General features: G+C 48.7%; 14 protein-coding genes, 1 tRNA gene, 2 rRNA genes, 1 other RNA gene and 1 other annotated feature (1 of these 19 only partly in view). Of the genes, 15 read left to right on the top strand and 3 right to left on the bottom strand.

Translation table 11 applies throughout. The features are described 5' to 3' along the window. The 5 genes from KTG14_RS17225 to KTG14_RS17205 all read left to right on the top strand — a co-directional run. Nucleotides 1–1,503, top strand: a 23S ribosomal RNA gene (locus KTG14_RS17225); the annotation flags it as partial. A 67-nt stretch (nucleotides 1,504–1,570) separates the two neighbouring features. After that, nucleotides 1,571–1,686 (top strand): 5S ribosomal RNA (gene rrf / locus KTG14_RS17220). 119 nt (nucleotides 1,687–1,805) lie between these two features. Beyond that, on the top strand, nucleotides 1,806–2,282 hold the full coding sequence (locus KTG14_RS17215; protein WP_216972037.1) for a glutathione peroxidase: 477 nt from the start codon (nucleotides 1,806–1,808) through the stop codon (nucleotides 2,280–2,282). A 104-nt stretch (nucleotides 2,283–2,386) separates the two neighbouring features. Beyond that, the gene (gene guaB / locus KTG14_RS17210; RefSeq protein ID WP_216972036.1) at nucleotides 2,387–3,850 is read left to right on the top strand and encodes an IMP dehydrogenase; all 1,464 of its coding nucleotides are present in this window, start codon (nucleotides 2,387–2,389) and stop codon (nucleotides 3,848–3,850) included. 88 nt (nucleotides 3,851–3,938) lie between these two features. After that, nucleotides 3,939–5,237, top strand: coding sequence for a D-alanyl-D-alanine carboxypeptidase family protein (locus tag KTG14_RS17205; protein ID WP_216972035.1), 1,299 nt, complete (start codon nucleotides 3,939–3,941; stop codon nucleotides 5,235–5,237). Nucleotides 5,238–5,255: 18 nt separating this feature from the next. On the opposite strand, the gene pdxR is transcribed toward KTG14_RS17205, so the two are convergent. After that, nucleotides 5,256–6,674 (bottom strand): MocR-like pyridoxine biosynthesis transcription factor PdxR, encoded by a 1,419-nt coding sequence (gene pdxR, locus KTG14_RS17200; protein WP_216972034.1) that lies wholly within the window; start codon nucleotides 6,672–6,674, stop codon nucleotides 5,256–5,258. A 104-nt stretch (nucleotides 6,675–6,778) separates the two neighbouring features. Between pdxR and pdxS the strand changes: the two genes are divergently transcribed. The 4 genes from pdxS to KTG14_RS17180 all read left to right on the top strand — a co-directional run bounded on the left by pdxS (nucleotide 6,779) and on the right by KTG14_RS17180 (nucleotide 10,771). Then, nucleotides 6,779–7,663: a pyridoxal 5'-phosphate synthase lyase subunit PdxS gene (gene pdxS, locus KTG14_RS17195; protein ID WP_216972033.1), complete on the top strand. Its 885-nt coding sequence runs from the start codon at nucleotides 6,779–6,781 to the stop codon at nucleotides 7,661–7,663. A 2-nt stretch (nucleotides 7,664–7,665) separates the two neighbouring features. Next, entirely contained in the window at nucleotides 7,666–8,271 is a 606-nt protein-coding gene (gene pdxT, locus KTG14_RS17190; RefSeq protein ID WP_216972032.1) for a pyridoxal 5'-phosphate synthase glutaminase subunit PdxT, read from the top strand. Between the two features lie 11 nt (nucleotides 8,272–8,282). Next, nucleotides 8,283–8,489, top strand: a binding site (T-box leader). Between the two features lie 66 nt (nucleotides 8,490–8,555). Further along, nucleotides 8,556–9,830 carry a serine--tRNA ligase gene (serS, locus tag KTG14_RS17185; protein ID WP_216972031.1) on the top strand — a complete coding sequence of 425 codons (1,275 nt, stop codon included), beginning with the start codon at nucleotides 8,556–8,558 and terminating at the stop codon, nucleotides 9,828–9,830. A gap of 83 nt (nucleotides 9,831–9,913) precedes the next feature. Continuing rightward, nucleotides 9,914–10,771: an alpha/beta fold hydrolase gene (locus KTG14_RS17180; RefSeq protein ID WP_216972030.1), complete on the top strand. Its 858-nt coding sequence runs from the start codon at nucleotides 9,914–9,916 to the stop codon at nucleotides 10,769–10,771. A gap of 13 nt (nucleotides 10,772–10,784) precedes the next feature. Here KTG14_RS17180 and tadA read toward each other — a convergent pair whose 3' ends face one another. Beyond that, the gene (gene tadA / locus KTG14_RS17175) at nucleotides 10,785–11,276 is read right to left on the bottom strand and encodes a tRNA adenosine(34) deaminase TadA (RefSeq protein ID WP_216972029.1); all 492 of its coding nucleotides are present in this window, start codon (nucleotides 11,274–11,276) and stop codon (nucleotides 10,785–10,787) included. Between the two features lie 163 nt (nucleotides 11,277–11,439). Here tadA and KTG14_RS17170 point away from each other — a divergent pair, with 163 nt between their 5' ends. Both KTG14_RS17170 and KTG14_RS17165 read left to right on the top strand, forming a co-directional pair. Next, on the top strand, nucleotides 11,440–12,078 hold the full coding sequence (locus tag KTG14_RS17170) for a deoxynucleoside kinase (RefSeq protein ID WP_058382253.1): 639 nt from the start codon (nucleotides 11,440–11,442) through the stop codon (nucleotides 12,076–12,078). Continuing rightward, nucleotides 12,075–12,749: a deoxynucleoside kinase gene (locus KTG14_RS17165; protein ID WP_216972028.1), complete on the top strand. Its 675-nt coding sequence runs from the start codon at nucleotides 12,075–12,077 to the stop codon at nucleotides 12,747–12,749. The genes KTG14_RS17170 and KTG14_RS17165 overlap by 4 nt, the downstream gene beginning before the upstream one ends. Nucleotides 12,750–12,924: 175 nt before the next feature. Here the strand turns inward: KTG14_RS17165 and KTG14_RS17160 are convergent. Further along, a tRNA-Ser gene (locus KTG14_RS17160) sits at nucleotides 12,925–13,017 on the bottom strand. 181 nt (nucleotides 13,018–13,198) lie between these two features. Here KTG14_RS17160 and ffs point away from each other — a divergent pair. The 4 genes from ffs to recR form a co-directional block, all read left to right on the top strand. After that, nucleotides 13,199–13,464, top strand: an RNA gene (ffs, locus tag KTG14_RS17155) — signal recognition particle sRNA large type. A 152-nt stretch (nucleotides 13,465–13,616) separates the two neighbouring features. After that, complete coding sequence (gene dnaX / locus KTG14_RS17150; RefSeq protein ID WP_216972027.1) at nucleotides 13,617–15,353, top strand: DNA polymerase III subunit gamma/tau; 1,737 nt, start codon at nucleotides 13,617–13,619, stop codon at nucleotides 15,351–15,353. A 29-nt stretch (nucleotides 15,354–15,382) separates the two neighbouring features. Continuing rightward, complete coding sequence (locus KTG14_RS17145; RefSeq protein WP_211652795.1) at nucleotides 15,383–15,703, top strand: YbaB/EbfC family nucleoid-associated protein; 321 nt, start codon at nucleotides 15,383–15,385, stop codon at nucleotides 15,701–15,703. Between the two features lie 13 nt (nucleotides 15,704–15,716). After that, nucleotides 15,717–15,820: the beginning of a recombination mediator RecR gene (gene recR / locus KTG14_RS17140; RefSeq protein WP_068459528.1), read on the top strand. The gene runs 496 nt beyond the window's last position; the window shows 104 of its 600 coding nt (coding positions 1–104); the start codon lies at nucleotides 15,717–15,719; its stop codon lies beyond the right edge, outside the window.

The following is a 15,820-nucleotide window of genomic DNA, read 5'->3' as shown; positions in this document are numbered from 1 at the left end:
CGTCCAAGTTGTGAGATGAGAAACGAGGCAAATCCCGTTTCTATATAACATCAAGCAGTGATGGCAAGAGGTTTACCTCAGAGTCCCTGATTTCACACTGCCAAGAAAAGCCTCTAGCGAGGCGGGAGTCCCTGATTTCACACTGCCAAGAAAAGCCTCTAGCGAGGCGGGAGGTGCCCGTACCGCAAACCGACACAGGTAGGCGAGAAGAGAATTCTAAGGTGAGCGAGTGAACTCTCGTTAAGGAACTCGGCAAAATGACCCCGTAACTTCGGGAGAAGGGGTGCTCTGGTAGGGTGTTACAGCCCGAGAGAGCCGCAGTGAATAGGCCCAGGCGACCGCCCCAGTCAAACTGCCCGCCTGACACTGTCTCCCAAGCCGCTMAGGCTTGTGGGTTAGAAGTTCAATACAACCAGGGTAGTATCCCACCGACGCCTCCCCNGRWGCTGGAAGGTTAAGGGGAGTGCTTAGCGCAAGCGAAGGTGCGAACCGAAGCCCCAGTAAACGGCGGCCGTAACTATAACGGTCCTAAGGTAGCGAAATTCCTTGTCGGGTAAGTTCGSRACCGCACGAAAGGCGTAACGATCTGGGCACTGTCTCAACGAGAGACTCGGTGAAATTATAGTACCTGTGAAGATGCAGGTTACCCGCGACAGGACGGAAAGACCCCGTGGAGCTTTACTGTAGCCTGATATTGAATTTTGGTGCAACTTGTACAGGATAGGTAGGAGCCAGAGAACCCGGAGCGCCAGCTTCGGGGGAGGCGTCGGTGGGATACTACCCTGGTTGTATTGAACTTCTAACCCACAAGCCTGAGCGGCTTGGGAGACAGTGTCAGGCGGGCAGTTTGACTGGGGCGGTCGCCTCCTAAAGAGTAACGGAGGCGCTCAAAGGTTCCCTCAGAATGGTTGGAAATCATTCGCAGAGTGTAAAGGCACAAGGGAGCTTGACTGCGAGACGGACAGGTCGAGCAGGGTCGAAAGACGGACTTAGTGATCCGGTGGTTCCGCATGGAAGGGCCATCGCTCAACGGATAAAAGCTACCCCGGGGATAACAGGCTTATCTCCCCCAAGAGTCCACATCGACGGGGAGGTTTGGCACCTCGATGTCGGCTCATCGCATCCTGGGGCTGTAGTCGGTCCCAAGGGTTGGGCTGTTCGCCCATTAAAGCGGTACGCGAGCTGGGTTCAGAACGTCGTGAGACAGTTCGGTCCCTATCCGTCGCGGGCGCAGGAAATTTGAGAGGAGCTGTCCTTAGTACGAGAGGACCGGGATGGACACACCGCTGGTGTACCAGTTGTTCTGCCAAGAGCATCGCTGGGTAGCTATGTGTGGCCGGGATAAGTGCTGAAAGCATCTAAGCACGAAGCCCCCCTCAAGATGAGATTTCCCATTGCGCAAGCAAGTAAGATCCCTCAGAGACGATGAGGTAGATAGGTTCGGGGTGGAAGCGTGGCGACACGTGCAGCTGACGAATACTAATCGATCGAGGACTTAACCAATAACTGAAATGCGTTTCCATAATTCAATGTCGATTTATCCAGTTTTGAGCGAACAAGCTCAAACCAGTCCAGTGATGATGGCAAAGAGGCCACACCCGTTCCCATCCCGAACACGGAAGTTAAGCTCTTTTGCGCCGATGGTAGTTGGGGGTTTCCCCCTGTGAGAGTAGGACGTCGCTGGGCAAGTTGAAAGGCCGTTACCGGTTCATTCCGGTAACGGCTTTTTTGTATGAAAATTTTCTTATTTCTTGTGAAGATAGTTTTTCAAAGGTAGGCTAAAGATAAGGAGAGGTGGAATGAAGATGAGTAACTTATACACTTATGAAGTAAAGCAAGCAGACGGCAACATGGAACAGCTAGAAAATTTTAAAGGAAAACCATTGGTTATTGTCAACACGGCAAGCAAATGTGGGCTAACTCCGCAATTTGAGGGTTTACAGCGTCTGTATGAAAAATATAAAGATCAGGGCTTAGAAATTCTCGGATTCCCTAGCGGCCAATTCAACGATCAGGAATTCCACACACAAAAGGAAACACTGGAATTTTGCCGTAAGAATTATGGAGTGAGCTTTCCGGTTTTTTCTAAAATAGATGTAAATGGTGAAGTCGCTGATCCACTCTTTAAGTATTTGACTTCTTGGGGTACAAGCGACGTAAGTGGAGAGATTAAATGGAACTTTACTAAGTTTCTCATTGATCGCCAAGGAAATATTGTTCAACGTTACGAACCACAGGTTGAGCCGGAGCAAATGGAGAAAGATATACAGAAAATTTTATGATCCATTAGTCGGAATAGTTTTACTTTTATCAGTTTCTTGACACCCCCTGAAACCGCTGATAACCTTACAATAATATTTAAAAGGAAGCAGGAGGCGTGTCAATTATGTGGGAATCGAAATTTCTTAAAGAAGGGTTAACCTTCGACGATGTATTGCTAGTGCCAGCTCATTCAGAAGTGTTGCCGAAGGATATTGATTTGTCAGTAGAGCTGACGCCAAAAATCAAGTTGAACATTCCAATTATTAGCGCGGGAATGGACACTGTGACGGAAGCAAAAATGGCTATTTCAATGGCACGACAAGGCGGCCTTGGAGTCATTCATAAAAATATGAGCATCGAAGAGCAGGCTGAGCAAGTAGTGACTGTTAAACGTTCGGAAAATGGCGTTATTACAGATCCCTTTTACCTGACTCCTCAACATCAGGTTTACGATGCTGAACATTTGATGGGCAAATATCGTATTTCAGGTGTACCGATTGTCCAAAGCGAAGAAGATTTGACTTTGGTTGGAATCATTACAAACCGTGACCTCCGCTTCATCCAGGACTACTCTTTAGAGATTAAAGATGTAATGACGAAAGAGAAATTAGTGACAGCTCCGGTTGGCACGACTTTAGAAGATGCTGAAAAAATCCTCCAACAGTATAAGATCGAGAAGTTGCCTATCGTCGATCAAAACGGCATGTTAAAAGGGCTTATCACGATTAAAGATATCGAAAAAGTAATCGAGTTCCCGAATGCTGCAAAAGATGAGCAGGGACGCTTGTTAGCAGGAGCTGCCGTTGGTGTTACTTCGGATACGATGAAGCGTGTGGAACAATTGGTCAAAGCTCATGTAGACGTTATCGTCATCGATACGGCCCATGGCCATTCGGCAGGCGTATTGACCATGGTCAGTCAAATCCGCGAGGCGTATCCTGAACTGACAATTGTGGCAGGGAATGTGGCTACTGCGAGTGGAACGAAAGCTTTGATTGAAGCAGGTGCTGATATCGTTAAAGTGGGTATCGGACCAGGCTCGATTTGTACAACACGTGTTGTTGCAGGTGTAGGAGTTCCACAAATTACAGCAGTTTACGATTGCGCTACAGAAGCTCGCAAACACGACAAGTCCATCATTGCAGACGGCGGCATTAAGTTCTCCGGAGATATCATCAAAGCGCTGGCAGCAGGCGGACATGTTGTTATGCTAGGCAGTCTGCTTGCAGGAACTACTGAAAGCCCAGGGGACACTGAAATCTTCCAGGGACGCCGCTTCAAGACTTACCGCGGCATGGGTTCCATCGCTTCTATGGAAAAAGGATCGAAAGACCGTTATTTCCAAGATGAAGCGAAAAAGTTGGTGCCGGAAGGAATCGAAGGGCGCTTGCCTTATAAAGGGCCTCTAACTGATACGATCCACCAATTGCTTGGAGGCATTCGTGCAGGCATGGGCTATTGTGGAACAAAAGATTTACGGTCACTTCGTGAAGACGCACAGTTTATCCGCATGACGGGTGCAGGATTGATCGAAAGCCACCCGCATGACGTACAAATTACAAAAGAATCACCGAATTATTCAATGTAAGATCAGACGCCTCCCTAGGTATTCCTAGGGAGGTATTTTTTCGTTTTGCTTCCAGAGAATATGCTAAAATAGCAGAAGGAATGAAACGATGGAGGACAATCGAGTGAAAAGTTTAGTGAAATGGATTCAAGTATTAATGATAATGGCTGTAGTTCTCATGATCATGATGCCGAATCGCGTGCAGGCGGAAGAAACTGTTCCTGTATTGGCGGATGCAGCGATTGTGGTAGATGCAGAGAACGGACAGATTTTATACGGACAAAATGATAAAGCCGTGCTTGGTATCGCTTCTATGAGCAAAATGATGAGTGAATACCTTTTGTTTGAAGCGATCGAGGAAGGTATCGTCAGTTGGGACGATGAATACGAAGTGACGGATTATAGCCACCGGATTTCGCAGGATTTGCGCTTGAGCAATGTGCCGCTGCGCCGGGATGGTTCCTATACGATGAAAGAATTATATGAAGCGATGGCAATTTATTCGGCGAATGCAGCGACGATTGGCATTGCCGAAACGATTGCGGGTACCGAGAAAGAGTTTGCCCAGATGATGAATGACAAAGCGAAAGAGATGGGTATTGAAGACGCGCACTTCGTCAATTCGACAGGGCTTAATAATTCATTTCTATTGGGCATGCATCCTGAAGGGACGGGAGAAGAGGAAGAAAATACGATGTCGGCCCGTTCGGTTGCTATACTGACTAAAGCCTTGTTGGATGATTACCCGGAAATCCTCGATACTGCTAAAATTCCGGAATTGATGTTCCGCGAAGGCACACCTGACCAGATTCGCATGGTCAATTGGAATACCATGCTTCCAGGGATGGAATATGAATACGAAGGCATGGATGGATTGAAGACAGGAACCACGGATTTTGCAGGCCATTCTTTTGCAGGGACTGCCAAACGCGATGAGCTCCGGTTGATTGCGGTAGTGATGAAAGCGGTCGATGCCGAAGGGGAGGGTTCCTATGAGGCACGTTTTGACGCGACGCGTGCATTATTGGATTACGGCTTTGGATTTCAAGAAACGGAAATCATGAAAGCCGGCCAACAATTTATGGGGCAGGAATCCCTTCCTGTCGCAAAAGGTGAAAAAGAGCAAGTCGCGATAGCGGTTAAAGAACCGATCCGTTTGCTGGTTCCCTCATCCGATACTTACCGCACCGAGCTCGAAGTGACTGATGGAGCTCCAGTTGAAGCAGCTGTTGAGGAAGGGCAACTTGTAGGTAAGGTGAGAGTTTTGGATGCTGAGGGAAATGAAGTGGAATATTTGAAAGATGAAAATCCGTCGGCGGCTGTAGTGGCTACAGAAGCGGTAGAGCGTACCAATTGGTTTGCGCTGTCCATGAAAGGCGCCGTGGATTTCATTAAAGGCTTATTCTAAGAAAAACCAGCTTATTCCTTAGGGAGTGAGCTGGTTTTTTGGTATGTTCCAACTATGCATTAATTGCTCGACGCCTTGCTGGATTTCAATTTCATTCAAGCCGCCGAAACCGATGACGATTTTCGGTAAAGCGGATCTTTGCTTGAGTAGGTCATAATTTTGCATCGCGAATACACGGATTCCTGCTTCGCTTGCCACGGACACTAAGCTTTGTTCTGTGCGTTCGGTATCGATGGTCAAAACGACATGCATGCCTGCCTGCTCGCCGGAGACAGTAACTATTGGTTGATAAGGGACAAGTGCTTGTGTCAGACATTCTAGCTTTTTCCGGTACAGTTTGCGCATGCGGTTTAAATGTCTGGAGAAATGGCCTTTTTGCATGAATGTCGCGACGATTTGCTGGTCGATGCGCGGCACGGTGGACGTGTAATGTAAAAAGGTCTTACGGTAAGCATTCAATAACCTTGGCGGCAGCACGAGATAGGCGATGCGCAAGGACGGCATGATCGATTTGGAGAAAGTGCTGATGTAGATGACGCGCCCGCCAACGTCCATGCTTTGCAGGGCGGGAATCGGCTGGCTTGTGTAGCGAAATTCGCTGTCGTAATCGTCTTCGATGATAAAGCGTTCAGGTTTTGCTGCTGCCCAGTTCAGGAGTTGCGCCCGGCGTGTAGCGCTTAAGATCGAGCCAGTCGGGAACTGATGGGACGGGGTGACGTAGGCGATGTCGACGTCGGTTTTGTCGAGTTCCTGTACATCGATGCCGTCTTCATCGACGGCAATCGGGAATGCTTGTCTATCATCATGTTCGAAAATGCTATGGGTTAAGGCGTATCCAGGGTTTTCAAAGCCGAAGCTCAAGTTTTTATCGAAGAGCCGGATCAGCAATGGCATCAATTGTTCAGTCCCTGAACCGACGATGATTTGTTCGGGTTCACAAACAACGCCGCGGGATTGATATAAATAACGGGCAATCTCAGCTCTCAGCAATTCATCTCCTTGCGGATGTCCGGCCAGCAAAAATTCGTGATTTTCTTCATCAATTACTTCACGCGCTGTTTTCCGCCATGTAGGAAATGGGAACGACCTAGTATCGATACGGGCCGGATTGAAGTCATACAAATAACTTTTTTTAGGCATATCGCGTATAGCTGGTTCTTCTTGTGGCAAATCCAGATAAGCGAGTTCTTCTACTGGCATCGTGAAAAAGCCTTTGCGTGGGCGCGGCTCGATAAAGCCTTCTGCCACCAATTGGGAATAGGCCAATTCAACGGTTGTTTGGCTGATTTGCAAGTACTCGGCCAATTTACGTTTGCTTGGCAGTTTCGTATCGACTGCGATTTTTCCCGCCGTAATGGCTGTGCGGATTTCGCGATAGAGCTGTTTGTAAAGCGGTGTTGAGGATTGTTTCTGCAATTGGAACATGAGCATGTCCATCATTGTCACTCCATCTGACCTTTTAAAATATTATAAACTGAGTCTTTTTATATGGTCACAGTTTATTATACTGGAAACAACCAATAAAAGGGAGGCATTTTCAGATGAGTGAAAAAGGGACAGATCGAGTTAAACGAGGCATGGCAGAAATGCAAAAAGGCGGCGTCATCATGGATGTGGTCAATGCAGAGCAGGCAAAAATCGCCGAAGCGGCAGGAGCGACGGCCGTCATGGCGCTCGAGCGCGTCCCATCCGATATCCGCAAAGAAGGCGGGGTTGCCCGCATGGCGGACCCGCGCATTACGGAAGAAGTGATGAATGCGGTGTCGATTCCGGTCATGGCAAAAGCACGCATCGGCCATATTACAGAAGCGCGTGTACTCGAAGCGATGGGCGTTGATTATATCGACGAAAGCGAAGTGCTGACACCGGCGGATGAGGAATTTCACTTGTTGAAAAACGATTATACAGTCCCATTCGTCTGCGGCTGCCGCAATATCGGGGAAGCGGCACGACGTATTGGTGAAGGGGCGTCGATGCTGCGGACTAAAGGCGAGCCGGGTACAGGGAATATCGTTGAAGCGGTGCGTCATTTACGCCAAGTGAATGGCGAAGTGCGCAAGATCGTCGCGATGGGTGAAGACGAATTGATGACGGCGGCAAGAGATCTAGGCGCGTCTTACGAGTTTTTGAAGGAAGTGAAATTGCTTGGCCGTTTGCCGGTTGTTAATTTTGCCGCCGGTGGCATCGCAACGCCAGCAGATGCGGCGCTTATGATGGAACTCGGGGCAGATGGGGTCTTTGTCGGATCCGGCATTTTCAAATCGGATCAGCCGGAGCGGTTTGCGCGTGCCATCGTGGAAGCGACTGCTCATTATCAGGATTACGAATTAATCGCGAAATTGTCGAAAGATCTTGGCCCGGCAATGAAAGGCTTGGAAATGTCGACAATCGGCGCGGCGGACCGTATGCAGGAAAGAAGCTGGTAAGGATGAAAATCGGTGTATTGGCACTGCAAGGAGCGGTGCGTGAACATGTATCAGCGATTCAAGCAGGCGGAGCTGAAGCGGTGGTGGTGAAAAAGGCTGTCCAGTTGGCAGAACTCGATGGCTTGGTGCTGCCGGGCGGTGAAAGTACGGCGATGCGCAGATTGATTGACCGCGCGGAGTTGCTGGAGCCGTTAAGAGCATTTGCAGATGCGGGAAATCCGATGTTCGGCACATGTGCAGGGCTGGTATTGCTTGCTAAGGAAATCGAAGGGCAAGAAGCGGCGCACCTCGGGGTCATGGACATCACGGTCGCGCGCAATTCCTTTGGCCGGCAAGTGGACAGCTTTGAAGCAAATCTGGATATTCAAGGAATCGATGAGCCGTTTCCAGCGGTCTTTATCCGCGCGCCGCATATCGTGCATGCGGGCGAGGATGTGGAAGTCTTGTGTGAATACGGGGGGCGTATTGTTTTGGCGAAGAGCGGGCCGTTTCTTGGCTGTTCATTCCACCCTGAGTTGACCGGAGACCATCGGCTGATGCAACTGTTCCTGAACATGGTGGAAAACAGGGAACTCTTGCCAACAACAGCGCACTATAGTAAAATATGAATAATTTCAAAGAAGAAACGTTGATGGGAATAGTACAGCGCAGTTTTTCTGTAAGAGAGCCGGTGGTTGGTGCGAACCGGTGTCAAACGCGTTGGAATCCACCCCGGAGTTGCATGGCGATGAGCCAGTGCCGGTTTTAATGCCGTTATGTGATGAAGAGGATTGGCTTTTTTTGCCGATCAATCAGGGTGGCAACGCGGGTAGCTCTCGTCCCTTTACCAGGGGATGAGGGCTATTTTTGCGTTGTTTTTTCTTATTTGACGAATACTTAAGGAGGAATTTCTATGTTGGATATCCGTTTTGTACGGGAAAATTTTGAACAAGTGAAAACAAAGCTCGGAAAGCGAGGGGAAGACATTTCCGTACTCGATGATTTCGGGGCGCTCGACCAAAAGCGCCGGGAACTGATTGTCCAGACTGAGCAACTGAAGGCAGAACGCAACGAGGCGTCCCAACAGATTGCCGTCATGAAGCGCAACAAGGAAAATGCTAACGAGGCGATCGCGAAAACACGTGAAGTCGGCGACCAGATCAAAGTGATTGATGACGAATTGCATGAAGTGGAGGAAAAACTCGACTATATCATGATGCGCGTGCCGAACATCCCGCACGATAGCGTACCATTTGGCGATTCTGAAGACGATAATGAAGAAATCCGGACATGGGGCGACAAGCCGGAGTTTGGCTTTGAAGCGAAGCCGCATTGGGACATCGCGACCGATTTGAATATCGTCGATTTCGAGCGCGCAGCCAAAGTGACCGGCAGCCGTTTCGTCTTCTACCGCGGGCTTGGCGCACGCCTTGAGCGCGCACTCATCAATTTCATGATGGACCTTCACCAGGAACAGCATGGCTACGAGGAAATGCTGCCGCCATATATGGTCAACCGCGAAAGCTTGACCGGTACAGGGCAATTGCCGAAGTTTGAAGAAGATGCGTTCTTGATCGAGAAGGAAGATTATTTCCTCATCCCGACGTCTGAAGTACCGGTGACGAACTTCTACCGCGACGACATCTTGACTGCCGATATGCTGCCGCAAGCTTTTGCTTCTTATAGCGCGAATTTCCGCTCTGAAGCGGGTTCTGCCGGACGTGACACACGTGGCTTGATCCGACAGCACCAATTCAATAAAGTTGAACTTGTGCGCTTTGTGAAGCCGGAAGATTCTTATGACGAACTTGAGAAGCTGACGGGCCATGCGGAGAAAGTCTTGCAATTGCTAGGCCTGCCTTACCGCGTCTTGAAGATGTGCACAGCGGACCTCGGCTTTACGGCAGCGAAGAAATACGATATTGAAGTGTGGATTCCGAGCCAAGAAACGTACCGCGAGATTTCTTCTTGTTCAAACTTTGAGGATTTCCAAGCGCGCCGTGCGAACATCAAATTCCGCCGCGAAGCGAAAGGCAAACCGGAATTTGTCCACACCTTGAACGGCAGCGGCCTGGCTGTCGGACGGACTGTTGCGGCATTGCTTGAAAATTTCCAGCAGGAAGACGGTTCTGTGGCTATTCCTGAAGTCTTGCAGCCTTATATGGGCGGGAAAACAACCATCCGCTGAACGAAAAGACCCGAATGGATTTCGGGTCTTTTTTTCGTTGAGAAAGGGTAGACAAGTAGAAACAGGGAAAGGGAGCGGTGGATATGAACGAAGTGGAATTTCAGTTTGTAGAAACGAATGGCATCCGGCTTCATACAGCTGTAGCCGGTCCGGACCAGGGGGAACTCGTCGTATTGTTGCACGGCTTTCCGGAATTCTCGTATGGGTTTCACCATCAAATGGAGGGACTCGCTGCCCGGGGCTACCGTGTAGTAGCACCCGATCAGCGCGGCTATCATTTGAGTGATAAGCCTGAGCGCATTGAAGCGTATACGATTGATCTATTGCGCGATGATATCATCGGGTTGATTGAAGCGTTCGGTAAAACTTCAGCAGTGATCGTCGGCCATGACTGGGGAGGGGCCGTAGCTTGGCATTTGGCAGCGACGCGGCCTGAGTATGTCAACAAACTCATCGCTATTAATATTCCGCATCCTGCAGCAATGCCGAGAGTCTTCATGAAAAATCCCATGCAATGGGTGAAAAGCTCGTATATGGCGTTTTTCCAACTGCCGGAAGTACCGGAACGGCTGATGGCTGCAAATGATTTCGAATGGATGGCACAAGCGATGAAAGGGACTGCAAGACCGTCCGCTTTTACGGAACAAGAATTGGATCGCTACCGAGAAGCCTGGAGCCAGCCAGCGGCACTGAGCGGTATGCTTAATTGGTACCGTGCACTCCGCAAAGGCAGCCTCAATCAAGTTCCGACAAGGCCGATCGAAATCCCAGTACGCATTTTATGGGGGATAGGCGACCAGTTCTTGTCACCGATGCTCGCCAAAGAAAGTTTGAAGTTTTGCAAGGATGCAGAATTAGTATGGATCGATGAGGCCACACATTGGGTGCATCATGAACAGCCGATTATTGTGAACCACTTGATCAAAGAATTTCTGGCATAGAAAAACGGAAAACCTAGGACTGGGTTTTCCGTTTTTCTTTATTGCGTTTACGCAAGTCCCGGAAGAATTGGGTCAGCAACCCGCCGCACTCATCCGCTAGCACATTTTCCGTTACTTCGCATTGATGGTTAAAGCGCTCATCATTTAGCAAGCGGTACAGTGAATCGACGCAGCCTGCCTTACTATCACGCGCTCCGTAGACGACATGTGGAATGCGCGACTGCAAAATAGCGCCGGCGCACATTGGGCAAGGCTCTAACGTTACGTAAAGCTTGGTGTCTTCAAGACGCCAATTATCGAGTGTTTCGCACGCTTGTTGAATGGCCAGCAATTCGGCGTGGGTGACAGCGTTACGCGTCGTTTCACGCAGATTATGAGCTCGTGCGATAACACGGTCGTCTTGCACGATGACCGCGCCGATTGGCACTTCGCCTTTAGCAGCAGCTTTTTGGGCTTCTTCAATAGCAAGTCCCATAAAAAAATGGTCTTTTTCCAATCCGTTCATGATTCATCGCTCCTCGCCTTTTAGTGTATCATCTTTTCATCCTGACAAAGCACTACAAAGCCGTGTGCAATTTTGAACGCCATTTGGCTCTACTTTTAACTTTAGGGATATGGTAAAATAAATGGCATTGCATTTTACTTGAATCGAAGAAGGGGGACTTCTTGTGCCGGTGCCATTTATCACCGTAGAAGGTCCGATCGGAGTGGGGAAAACTTCACTGACGAAAGCACTTTCAGAGCAACACCAGTTTCAATTGTTGAAGGAAATCGTGGATGAAAATCCGTTTTTGAATAAATTTTACGAAGATATCGAGGAATGGAGCTTCCAGACGGAAATGTTCTTCTTGTGCAATCGCTATAAGCAATTGAGCGATATCCAAAAGAAATTCATCTCCAACCAGGAGCCGGTCGTTGCGGACTATCATATCTTCAAAAACTTGATCTTCGCCAAACGGACGCTGCCTGAAGAAGAATATGCCAAATATGAAGCAATCTATAAAATCCTGACAGCCGATATGCCCAAGCCGAATATGGTCATTTATTTGCACGCGAGCCTCGATACCTTGATGAAGCGCATTAAATTGCGCGGCCGTGAATTCGAACAGATGATTACACCGGATTACATGGAGCAATTGTCTGCAGACTACCATGAATTCATCGAACGTTTTGAGCGCGAGCATCCGGAAATCCCAGTGCTGCGCTTTAACGGAGACGAACTTGATTTCGTGCAAAACCGTTCCGACCTCGAAGTGATTCTCACTCATGTGGAAGGCACGCTTGAAAAAAGGAGCTTATCAATATGAATGAAAATTTACGAGACAAGTACGGTATCCCGAAAGACGCCGTCATCACTATAGCCGGAACGGTCGGCGTCGGGAAATCGACGATGACCAAAGCACTTGCGGATTCTTTGCAATTCCGCACCTCTTTTGAAAATGTGGATGGCAACCCTTATCTGGATTTGTTTTATGACGATTTCGAAAAGTGGAGCTTCCATCTGCAAATCTATTTCTTGGCAGAGCGCTTCAAGGAGCAAAAGCGGATGTTCGAATACGGCGGCGGCTTTATCCAAGACCGCTCAATTTACGAAGACACCGGCATTTTCGCTAAAATGCATCAGGAAAAAGGCACGATGAATGCAGTGGATTATGAAACTTATACGAATTTGTTCGATGCGATGGTCATGACGCCGTATTTCCCGCATCCGGATTTGTTGATTTACTTGGAAGGTTCGATCGAAGACATCCTTGGGCGCATTCAAGAACGCGGCCGCGCGATGGAGCAACAAACACCTGTTGAATATTGGCTCGAAATGCACGAACGCTATGAACGCTGGATCGATTCGTTTAATGCCTGCCCTGTGCTGCGCCTTAATATCAATGATTATGACTTGATGAACGACCCGGAGTGTTCGGAACAAATTGTCGAACGCATTGGCAAGTTCATGCAGCAAACAGCTGTATTGAAACGATAAAAACCCGGAGGCATGTGCCTCGGGGTTTTCTATTTCCCAGGAAATAAACGAAAAAAACTCACAGAACAGACCTGTGAGTTTTTTTATAATATTCAGACACATGCTTGTTAAGAAAAAATTCGTTGCTTGCACAACGAATCTATCTCTATCTACATGCGCGTAGTTATTCAAAAAATGGAGGAGGAAGAGGGATTCGAACCCCCGCGGGATTTGACTCCCCTGTCGGTTTTCAAGACCGATCCCTTCAGCCAAACTTGGGTATTCCTCCGTGTTGGACAAGATATAATTTATCACGGTTTTAAAAGGGCGTCAACAGTTTTGAAAGAAAAACTCATATTTTTTACGTAAATCTTTTAAAAAGGGAATAGAAAGAGAGAGTTGACGCCTGTTTCCCTTTTAATTAACTTTATGTTTGATTTTTTCTCCAGCACTCCGTATACTAGTAAATGCCGTGCTAGGTGGGAAGGTAGCGGTGTCCTGTAACCTGCAATCCGCTCTAGCAGGACTGAATTCCTTTCTGAGGCTGTTTGTATGCAAGGTCTGCCTCATGCACGTAGTGTTGACATCTGGGTCCTGCGCAATGGAAACCCATGAACCATGTCAGGTCCGGAAGGAAGCAGCATTAAGTGGTACTTTCTATGTGCCGCGGGGTTGCCTAGATCGAGCCAACGACATGAGTAACGCTTGTGTACAGCAGTCGAAGAAAGGTGCACGGCTTAACCTAAATGATCCAAACCTGTCCGCAGCTTGCGGACAGGTTTTTTTCTGTCCAGAATGTGTGGCGTACGTTGAAATGATTCAGGAACATGCCCGATTTATGGTACAATGAGAGGATAGAACAAAGACTTTTTAAAAGGGGAGAACAAGGTGGCGTATCAAGCTTTTTACCGTGTGTACAGACCGCGGACTTTCTCGGAAATGACCGGCCAGACGCATGTCAAACAAACCCTTCAGAATGCTCTCCTTTATGATAAAACGACCCACGCGTATTTATTCTCAGGCCCTCGGGGAACCGGGAAGACGAGTGCGGCGAAGATTTTCGCTAAAGCGCTGAATTGTGAACAAGCTCCAGCAGCAGAACCGTGCAATGAATGTTCTTCTTGCCGGAGCATCGATGAAGGCTCGAATACAGACGTCATCGAATTCGATGCGGCTTCCAATTCGCGGGTCGAGGAAATGCGGGAAATTATCGAGAAAGTACGTTTTTCTCCAGCCAATTCCCGTTTCAAAGTATATATCATTGATGAAGTGCATATGTTATCGAACAGCGCATTCAACGCGCTGTTGAAAACACTGGAAGAACCACCGGAACACGTCGTCTTCATTTTGGCGACGACAGAGCCGCATAAATTGCCGCTGACGATCATTTCCCGCTGCCAGCGTTTCGATTTCAAATCGCATACGCAAGCGGACATCGTCGCGCGCATGATTACCGTCTTGGAAGATGCCAAGATTCCTTATAATGAGCAAGTGTTGAAAATCATCGCCCAGGCAGCAGCGGGCGGCATGCGTGATGCGCTTAGCCTGCTCGACCAGGTGGTATCGTTCAGCGGAGATGAAATGACTATTGAAGATGCGCTTCTCGTCACGGGCTCGATCAGCCAGGACATGTTTTACGGCATTGCCGAAGCGTTGTTGAAGAAAGACGTCGGGCAAGCATTGACCTTGCTTGAGCAATTGGTGCGCGACGGCAAAGACCCGGTGCGCTTAGTAGAGGATTTCATTACCTTCTTCCGCGATCTATTGTTGATCCAAACGGCGCCAGGTCTGCGAGATATGCTCGAGCTCGCTGCCTTCGAACCACGTTTCGAAGAGCTGGCGGAACAATTTGAAGCGTCGACGCTTTATGACTGGATCGATATTTTAACGAAGACCCAGCAGGAGATGCGCTTCTCGAACCATACGAAAATCTATATGGAAACCGCACTGCTGAAAATGGTGCAGGCAGACGCTCCTGTGCAAACTATCGGTGCAGGCGCGCCGTCTCCTGAACTTGAAGCGAAAGTCACGAGCCTTGAGCAAATGGTGCGCGAATTGCAGCAACAATTGAAAGATGGCGGCGGGGCAGCGAGCGCAGCGCCTCAAGCGGAACAGAAAAAGCGCCAGCGTTCGCAAAGTGCCTTTAAAATTCCAACTGGCCGCATTCAGGAAGTGCTGAAGAATGCAACGAAACCAGATATCCAGGCGATTAAAACCAATTGGGCGACCGTGATGGGGCAATTGCAACGATCGCATTCGGCATTGCTTAACGATGCCGAGCCGGTAGCGGCATCCCCAGATGCTTTTGTGTTAAAATTCAAGTATGATATTCATTGCCAGATGGCTTCTGAAAATCAGACTTTTGCCGCAGCGTTCAGCCAGTTGCTTGAGCAGTATACGGGCAAGGCTTACACGCCGGTTTACGTGCCGGACGCCAATTGGCTGAAAATCCGTGAAGAGTTTATCCGTAACGGCGGCTTGAAAAATGAAGGCGACGCGGAGGAACCGGAAGGGCAAGAAGAGAATCCATTTTCCGGGGACGGCGCAAGCCCTGAAGAAGATCCATTCGTCTCTGAGGCGGAGCGGCTCTTCGGCAAAGATTTTGTCGAAGTCCATGATGATTAACGAATACAAAATTTGAGGAGGAACCAATTATGCGTGGTGGAGGAAATATGCAAGGCATGATGAAACAAATGCAGAAAATGCAAAAACAAATGGCGGAGGCTCAAGAAGAGCTCGGCACATTGAAATTTGAAGGAACAGCAGGCGGTGGAATGGTTAAAGTAACAGTTTCTGGCCATAAGGAAGTTCTTGATATCGCATTGGACCCGGCAGTCGTAGACCCGGAAGATGTGGAAATGCTGCAAGACACATTGATCGTTGCAACAAACGAAGCGTTTAAAAAAGCGGACGAGCATGCGAATTCCACAATGGGGAAATTCACGAAAGGTATGAATATCCCCGGCATGTTCTAGGAGGTAAGCGATAATGCACTACCCGGAACCTATTTCCAAACTGATGGAAAGCTTCATGAAGTTGCCAGGAATCGGGCCGAAAACAGCGGCCCGGTTGGCATTTTTTGTGCTCGGCAT

This window comes from Planococcus sp. CP5-4_YE (assembly GCF_019042655.1).
Lineage (GTDB): Bacteria > Bacillota > Bacilli > Bacillales_A > Planococcaceae > Planococcus.
The sequence above is the reverse complement of the archived record's forward strand: the minus strand, read 5'-3'. Positions and strand labels throughout refer to the sequence as shown.

Coding starts and splice junctions, on each gene's coding strand:
- guaB (WP_216972036.1), top strand. CDS start 2,387: ATGTGGGAATCGAAATTTCTTAAAGAAGGGTTAACCTTCGACGATGTA.
- KTG14_RS17205 (WP_216972035.1), top strand. CDS start 3,939: ATGGAGGACAATCGAGTGAAAAGTTTAGTGAAATGGATTCAAGTATTA.
- pdxT (WP_216972032.1), top strand. CDS start 7,666: ATGAAAATCGGTGTATTGGCACTGCAAGGAGCGGTGCGTGAACATGTA.
- KTG14_RS17180 (WP_216972030.1), top strand. CDS start 9,914: ATGAACGAAGTGGAATTTCAGTTTGTAGAAACGAATGGCATCCGGCTT.
- tadA (WP_216972029.1), bottom strand. CDS start 11,276: ATGAACGGATTGGAAAAAGACCATTTTTTTATGGGACTTGCTATTGAA.
- serS (WP_216972031.1), top strand. CDS start 8,556: ATGTTGGATATCCGTTTTGTACGGGAAAATTTTGAACAAGTGAAAACA.
- pdxR (WP_216972034.1), bottom strand. CDS start 6,674: ATGGACATGCTCATGTTCCAATTGCAGAAACAATCCTCAACACCGCTT.
- pdxS (WP_216972033.1), top strand. CDS start 6,779: ATGAGTGAAAAAGGGACAGATCGAGTTAAACGAGGCATGGCAGAAATG.
- KTG14_RS17215 (WP_216972037.1), top strand. CDS start 1,806: ATGAGTAACTTATACACTTATGAAGTAAAGCAAGCAGACGGCAACATG.
- KTG14_RS17145 (WP_211652795.1), top strand. CDS start 15,383: ATGCGTGGTGGAGGAAATATGCAAGGCATGATGAAACAAATGCAGAAA.
- KTG14_RS17165 (WP_216972028.1), top strand. CDS start 12,075: ATGAATGAAAATTTACGAGACAAGTACGGTATCCCGAAAGACGCCGTC.